Consider the following 6,321-nt stretch of genomic DNA (forward strand, 5'->3'; position numbering starts at 1 on the left):
TTAGCAGGCATTCACTTTTTCTGAATATCATTATGTTATATTATACCAATATGCGTTTTAAATGCACAACAGCTTACACAGACCTAGCATCCGGCAAGGGAAAGCGGCTGACGCCCACAGAGAAACAACATCTACGGGGTCTCCTCTGCGGCTACAGTCCCGCCGAAATTGCCGAAAGGCTCAGCAAAAACCCCAAGGGAATTGCCGTAGATTTCTGTAATACTTTATACCAATATGTAAAAAATCTTGTAGGTAAAGCTGATGAAAAGGTAGAAAACTGGAGGAAGATTTGTGAATGGCTGGAGGACGCAGGATATAAAACTCAGCCGTCTCCCGAACCTGAATCAGGCGATTGTTTATCCGCAAAAATTATAATAAAAAAAGCAAATGTAGTTCTTGATAAAAATCAAATCATAGTTGATATAAACCTGCGAATAGTCGCGTCCTCACCTTCAGAAATTCCCATTATAGAAAAGTTTGATATCAATGGCAATGGTGCAAACTAAGGAAAGTGCGATCGCACGCATCAGCTTAATGTTAAACCGAATAGCAATAAGGGCGGGCAAGATGCCCACCCCACATACTAGATATCGATTTGATATCAGAGTTAAATTTTCAATACCCCCAGGGGAATTCGAATCCCCGTCGCATCCGTGAAAGGGATGTGTCCTAGGCCTCTAGACGATGGGGGCGCGTTGCGTTTGCTTGTGTTCCGCACCTTTATTACTTTAACTAATCTTTCCCAATCTGTCAACTACTTGGCGAAAGTTTTTTTTCTAGTCGTCCCAAAGCTCGTCACAGTAGGTTTTGAGGATGGCGGCGCAATTGCCGATCGCCCCGAGATGAGCAATTTCAAAGCCGTGGGTGTTCTGGGTGGGGAAAGCCAAACAAGCGGCGCGGGCTACGTGGCCGAACTTCATGGCGATCGAAGCATCGCTCCCAAAACCGCTAATTACCGCCAACTGCACCTCTACATCAGATGCTGCCGCTGCTGCGCGCAATTGGGCGTTCAATCCTTCATCGTAGACTCCGTAGCCGTCCTGAACCAGCAAAACCGGGTTTTCGCCGTCAGAAATCGGGTATTCCGGCGCCAGAGGGCAAATTTCCAAAGCGATCAGCGCGTCCAAGGGCTGGCGCTGGGTGAAATACAAAGCTCCGATCGCCCCAACCTCCTCCTTCGCCGACGCTACCAAATAAACATTCACCGCAGGCTCTTTCAAACATTCCGCCAGAGCCAGCAAAATCGCCACTGAAGCCTTGTTGTCCAGAGTGTAGCTGGCGATCCAGTCCTTCAACCGCAGCGGGCGCTTGCGGTGCTTTCCCACCACCATCCGCGTGCCCGGTCGAATTCCGGCCTCGGCTAATTCCTCGGCGGTACACTTAGTTTCGATCCAGGCATTTTCCCACTTTACAGAAACATCTTCCTGCTGAGCTTTCTGAGGAGATTCGTGAGAAACATGGCGGGAACCGAAGCTGAGAATGCCGCTAATTGTTTGCTTGTCTCCGAGCAAATCCACAACGCCTTCGCCGTAAACCCAAGGAAATGCGCCGCCCAATCTGCGGACTTCCACGCGGCCTCTCTCGCCTATTGTTTTAACTAGGGCGCCAATTTCGTCTTTGTGGGCGGTAATGGCGATCGACTTTTCGGGATTGCGACCCTTAATTAGGGCGATCGCATTGTCCGCGCGATCGATCCAAGCATTCACTCCCATGGCGGCGAATTTTTCCATCAACCGCTGGTTAATTTCCGATTCCGCACCGCTGGGTGAGTGCAGCATTACTAATTCTTCGATTGTTTGGAACAGGCGATCGTACTCTAACATTTTTAATTTTCGTTTTTAGAAGCGAATTTTGACATATTAAAGCACATTTACCCACTATTTCCCGGCGCTAAACTTAGTTTTAATTCAGGCATTTTCCCACTTGAAAGAAACATCTTTCTGCTGAGCTTTTTGAGGAGCCTAGGAATGAAGCAATTGGAGGCAGCAAAGGGCGATTGATTAACAAGATTCATGCGATCGCGTGGATGCGTTGGGCAATCCGTTGGGGTTTCACCTCACCCCGGACAAGCTGGTGACGCGAGCAGGAGGCGACCAACAGCAACCGTTACTGATGGCGGATACACTGCTGGCTAACAAGGGCTATGATCCAGATCAGCGTGTGATTGACCGTCTCAATGCCGAGGGGCCACCGTGATTTCACCTCGCCGCAATTGCAAGACCCTGGAAACTTACGATGCCCAATTGTACAGAGCCCCTCATTTGATTGAGAACTTTTTCCCCAAGCTCAAGCACTATCAGGCTATCGTGACGCGCTATTACCGTAGGGCGGTGAACTTTCCGGCGTGCGATTCTTCTGGCTGCTGCGGTCATCTGGTTGAATTGATGACACCCCCTAAATTAACTTGACAGTGCCGTAAACTAATATGCCTGACCTCTTGAGCACCTTCTTTTCTAATAATTTCATTCCTCACGGGCATTGTTACCTCTGGAAACCGGGGTTAGTCTGGCTGCACTTAACGTCAGATGCCTTGACTACCCTCGCTTATTACTCGGTGGCGGTTGCCATTGTTTACTTTACGAATGAGCGTAAGGATCTGCGTGCTGACACGGTGATGCTGCTGGTGGGTTTCTTTTTTATCTTTGCCTTATGTGGCACGACGCACCTTATGGGAATAGTGACACTTTGGCATCCCATTTATTGGGTTTCAGGACTGATCAAAGCTGTCACTGGTCTTTGGTCTTTCTATACGTTTACCTTTTTACTGATTCCCTTAATTCCAGTGGCACTGGATACGCCCAGTCCAGCTCAACTTGCCCTTACAAACCAGGAACTAGAAAATAGTCGCCGCCGTATCCAGGCGATTAATGTGGAGCTAGAGCAACGGGTGCAGGAACGCACTTCCCAACTGGAAGCGTCTAATCGCACCAAAGACGAATTATTGATGCGTGAACAAATAATTCGGGCAGACGCAGAGGCAGCCAACCGTGCCAAGGATGAGTTTCTCTCGATTCTTTCTCATGAACTCAGAACTCCTCTCAACGCGATCTTAGGGTGGTCAACGATGTTAAGGCAGAAAAACCTGAGTGAGGATAAGGTGGCGCGGGCTTTGGAGACGATCGAGCGAAACGCGCAGTCTCAAGCCCAGCTCATCGAAGACATCCTCGATGTTTCTCGCATCATTACAGGTAAACTGCGCCTCCGAGTCCGTCCTGTCAATCTCGTGCCGGTGATTGAATCGGCGATTGAGTCTGTACACTTGGCGGCTGAGGCAAAGTCAATTCGCCTGCAAAGCGTACTCGATTCTGAAGCTGGCCCGCTCTTGGGTGATGCCGATAGGTTGCAGCAAGTTGTGTGGAATCTACTTTCTAACGCCCTCAAATTTACGCCTAAAGATGGGCGAGTCCAGATTCGTTTGCAGCGGGTTAATTCCCATGTTGAAATTACTGTCAGCGACACTGGAACAGGAATCAGCTCGGACTTTCTACCGTTTGTCTTCGATCGCTTCCGCCAGCACGACAGCACGACCACTCGCAGTTATGGGGGGTTGGGTTTAGGGTTAGCCATTGTGCGTCAATTAGTTGAATTACATGGCGGGACTGTAACGGTAGTGAGTCCAGGGATAGGACAGGGGACGACCTTTACAGTCAAACTGCCCGTGATGATTATCCATCTACCACCCAGCGATCCAGAGCCATTACACTCGCTCGTCGAGGGGAATGGGATGTTTCAGGCCTCGCCGACCCTTGAAGGCTTACAAATCTTAGTTGTAGAGGACGAGGCTGACGCGCTCGATTTGCTGAGCACGATTCTCGAAAAGTATGGTGCTGATGTCATGGCTGTGGCTTCGGTCAAGGAGGCTTTGACCATTATCGAAACCGCAACCGATCGCAGCCCCGATGTTTTAGTGAGCGATATTGGGATGCCGGATGAGGATGGCTACTCCCTGATCCGCAAGTTGCGTCAACTTGAAGCGCAGCGGGGCGGTAGGCTACCCGCGATCGCGCTGACGGCCTATGCCCGGAATGACGATCGTCAGCAGGCACTATTAGCAGGTTTTCAGATGCATTTGACAAAACCCGTAGATGCTGCTGAGTTAGTGGCGGTAGTGGCCAGCCTCACCGGACGTACAAGCAGGTGCTAAAACCCAGGTGTTCAAGAACAAATGTTGCGTTTGAGAATAATGGGCTTCTTGTCAGCTTGGGGTGAAGGCTAGGGGTTTTGGAAAATCAAGCTTGTGGGTGTTGTTTCCAGCACAAACCTCTGTTAACTTGATTCAGCTAACAGGTCTACTGTGTCAAGGATAGGAAGCATTCAGAGTGGTTATCGAGTAGAGCCTGCATAAGTGCTAGATTCTCTTGGGTGCGAATTTCGTCTTTGTCATCGGTAATGGCGATCGACTTTTGGGGATTGCGATCGGGAATTAGGGCGATCGCATTGTTTGCACGATCGAGCCAAGCATTCATGCAGGATCGGCGAATTTTTCCATCCACCGCTGGTTAATTTCCGACTCCGCAGCCCTGGGAAAGTGGGCTCTTCCGTACTTACCGCTGCTCAAATGTTAATTAAATGCTCAAAAAAAGGTTTGAAAGGAATAAGCTATGAAGAGGTTAATGACAAATATACTAAATTTACCGGGAGTCATAGTAAAAAATAAAAAACAGACAGGCGAAACATTAATTTTCGCCGTGATATCGGAGAATAAAACCGCATTTTGCCCACGATGTGGTCAAGCCAGCCATCGTCTTCATCAAAATCAAGGAATTATGGTGAGAGATTTACCTATCAGTAACCAAGAAGTAATTCTCAGAGTAACTCGGCGCAGATTTAAGTGTGAAAACTGCCAAAAACCTTTTAGTAAAACCTTAAATCTTGTAGAGACGAAGAAAAGTTTTTCCCGTAGATATGCGGAAAGTATTACTAAACAAGTAATCCATAGTGATATTAATAACGTTGCTAAAAATAAATAATAAATTAACAGAAGATTTAGTTTGGTCAATGGTAAAATAGGTAGCTAAGAGAAGCTTGCCTATCAATGTAGAAAACTGAAGTAAATTAGGAAGAGATGAAATTAGTTTAGTAAAAAAGTAAAAAAACAAGGAAAAATTATTGTGGTGTTATTCGACCTAGAAACACATAAATTAATAGGGTTGGTTGCGGAAAAAAAGCAGTCCCACATCTAGAAAGTGATGCTTAAATGGGGAGAAAAAGTATTAGGTCAAATAAAAAAAGTAAGTAGAAATATGACGGGCAATTATAAATCCTTAGTCAAAAAACTTTGTCCGAATGCTGAGGTAACAGTAGACATATTTCACGCTAGAAAAATGCTTCATCAGGAATTGAATCAGGCGATAATTGCTCAATAAAAAGCAGCATCAGCGCTAAAAAATAAAGAATAAACTAAATTATTTGACAGTTTAAAAGGAAATAAATATACATTAGTGAAAGCGGTAATTAAATTTTCTGAAGCACAAAAATAAAAATTAAAATAAGTAAAAAATGCTGCACCATTACTAGGAATTATGCACGAGTTAAAAAAAGAGTTTCACGCTCTATTTGAGCCGAGTCAAAATTTGGCTAAAGGGACATTAGAACTAATTGATTGGTTAAAAAAGGCAGAACCCTACTATAAAAAGAGCGTAGAAACAATAAAAAGATGGTTTGGAGAGATCGTGGGGTATTTTGAACAAAGAACAACTAACGGCCGAGTTGAAGGAATTAACAACAAATTAAAGCTGTTAAAAAGGTGTGGCTTTGGGTTGAGAAACTTCATTAATTTTGAAATGCGAGCTTTACTGGCTTGGCACTTTCCTAATAATTGAGCAGCAGTAAGTACGGAAGAACCAGGTTTTTTCGCTCAAACAACTAAAACGACTAAGATTCGTGAGGTTGACCAAACCAAAGAACCAGCAAAATAGTTGAGAATAAAGTGAGTAAAAACTTCTTTTGGGGTTGACTAATCCCTGGCATTTGTTGTAAGATGGATTCCATAATATTCCTAAGGTAATCTGTTGAGCTTGTGTGTTTTTATAGCTTATTTTATAGCTCAACCGAAAAGAGGGTCTTTTTTTCTGTTTATTTTTGGTTCAGATTGCACTCACTTTTTTCAATTCTCTGCTTTATGGCGTAAGCGTTGCTTGCCGAAGGCCTCGCATCCCTCTTTAAAAAGTGTCCGGAGTATTGTTAAATCAAGGAGAGTTAATTATTATAGGGAAAAGAAAAATCATAAACAAGGGTAATTATTGTAAGCTGTTCGACATCTAAACTGCATTAACTCGCGTTACCTTTGTTTTTGATGTTTCGGTTCCATTTCATAATTAA

Annotated in this window: 7 protein-coding genes and 1 tRNA gene; 5 read left to right on the forward strand and 3 right to left on the reverse strand. The window is 45.2% G+C overall.

All coding sequences use genetic code 11. The features are described from left to right. Positions 1–50: 50 nt before the first annotated feature. Entirely contained in the window at positions 51–506 is a 456-nt protein-coding gene (locus QUA04_RS28280; RefSeq protein WP_333263729.1) for a helix-turn-helix domain-containing protein, read from the forward strand. A gap of 113 nt (positions 507–619) precedes the next feature. Here the strand turns inward: QUA04_RS28280 and QUA04_RS28285 are convergent. Next, positions 620–692: transfer RNA gene (locus QUA04_RS28285), tRNA-Glu, on the reverse strand. 84 nt (positions 693–776) lie between these two features. Next, entirely contained in the window at positions 777–1,823 is a 1,047-nt protein-coding gene (locus tag QUA04_RS28290) for a M42 family peptidase (RefSeq protein WP_333263718.1), read from the reverse strand. A gap of 602 nt (positions 1,824–2,425) precedes the next feature. Here QUA04_RS28290 and QUA04_RS28295 point away from each other — a divergent pair. Then, positions 2,426–4,144: an ATP-binding protein gene (locus tag QUA04_RS28295; RefSeq protein WP_333263721.1), complete on the forward strand. Its 1,719-nt coding sequence runs from the start codon at positions 2,426–2,428 to the stop codon at positions 4,142–4,144. 145 nt (positions 4,145–4,289) lie between these two features. On the opposite strand, the gene QUA04_RS28300 is transcribed toward QUA04_RS28295, so the two are convergent. Continuing rightward, positions 4,290–4,466: a hypothetical protein gene (locus QUA04_RS28300; protein WP_333263724.1), complete on the reverse strand. Its 177-nt coding sequence runs from the start codon at positions 4,464–4,466 to the stop codon at positions 4,290–4,292. A gap of 147 nt (positions 4,467–4,613) precedes the next feature. Here QUA04_RS28300 and QUA04_RS28305 point away from each other — a divergent pair, with 147 nt between their 5' ends. From QUA04_RS28305 to QUA04_RS28315, 3 genes are all read left to right on the forward strand, one after another. Continuing rightward, complete coding sequence (locus QUA04_RS28305; protein ID WP_333263727.1) at positions 4,614–4,970, forward strand: transposase family protein; 357 nt, start codon at positions 4,614–4,616, stop codon at positions 4,968–4,970. A gap of 219 nt (positions 4,971–5,189) precedes the next feature. Then, entirely contained in the window at positions 5,190–5,366 is a 177-nt protein-coding gene (locus QUA04_RS28310) for a transposase (RefSeq protein WP_333263732.1), read from the forward strand. Between the two features lie 156 nt (positions 5,367–5,522). Then, positions 5,523–5,822: an ISL3 family transposase gene (locus tag QUA04_RS28315; RefSeq protein WP_445242388.1), complete on the forward strand. Its 300-nt coding sequence runs from the start codon at positions 5,523–5,525 to the stop codon at positions 5,820–5,822. Positions 5,823–6,321 lie beyond the last annotated feature (499 nt).

The sequence above is a fragment of the Microcoleus sp. S13_C5 genome (genome assembly GCF_036700845.1).
Lineage (GTDB): Bacteria > Cyanobacteriota > Cyanobacteriia > Cyanobacteriales > Microcoleaceae > Microcoleus.

Bases quoted from the DNA above. Each gene is read 5' to 3' on its own strand.
- QUA04_RS28300 (WP_333263724.1), bottom strand. From the start codon at position 4,466: ATGAATGCTTGGCTCGATCGTGCAAACAATGCGATCGCCCTAATTCCC.
- QUA04_RS28315 (WP_445242388.1), top strand. From the start codon at position 5,523: ATGCACGAGTTAAAAAAAGAGTTTCACGCTCTATTTGAGCCGAGTCAA.
- QUA04_RS28295 (WP_333263721.1), top strand. From the start codon at position 2,426: ATGCCTGACCTCTTGAGCACCTTCTTTTCTAATAATTTCATTCCTCAC.
- QUA04_RS28310 (WP_333263732.1), top strand. From the start codon at position 5,190: ATGCTTAAATGGGGAGAAAAAGTATTAGGTCAAATAAAAAAAGTAAGT.
- QUA04_RS28280 (WP_333263729.1), top strand. From the start codon at position 51: ATGCGTTTTAAATGCACAACAGCTTACACAGACCTAGCATCCGGCAAG.
- QUA04_RS28290 (WP_333263718.1), bottom strand. From the start codon at position 1,823: ATGTTAGAGTACGATCGCCTGTTCCAAACAATCGAAGAATTAGTAATG.
- QUA04_RS28305 (WP_333263727.1), top strand. From the start codon at position 4,614: ATGACAAATATACTAAATTTACCGGGAGTCATAGTAAAAAATAAAAAA.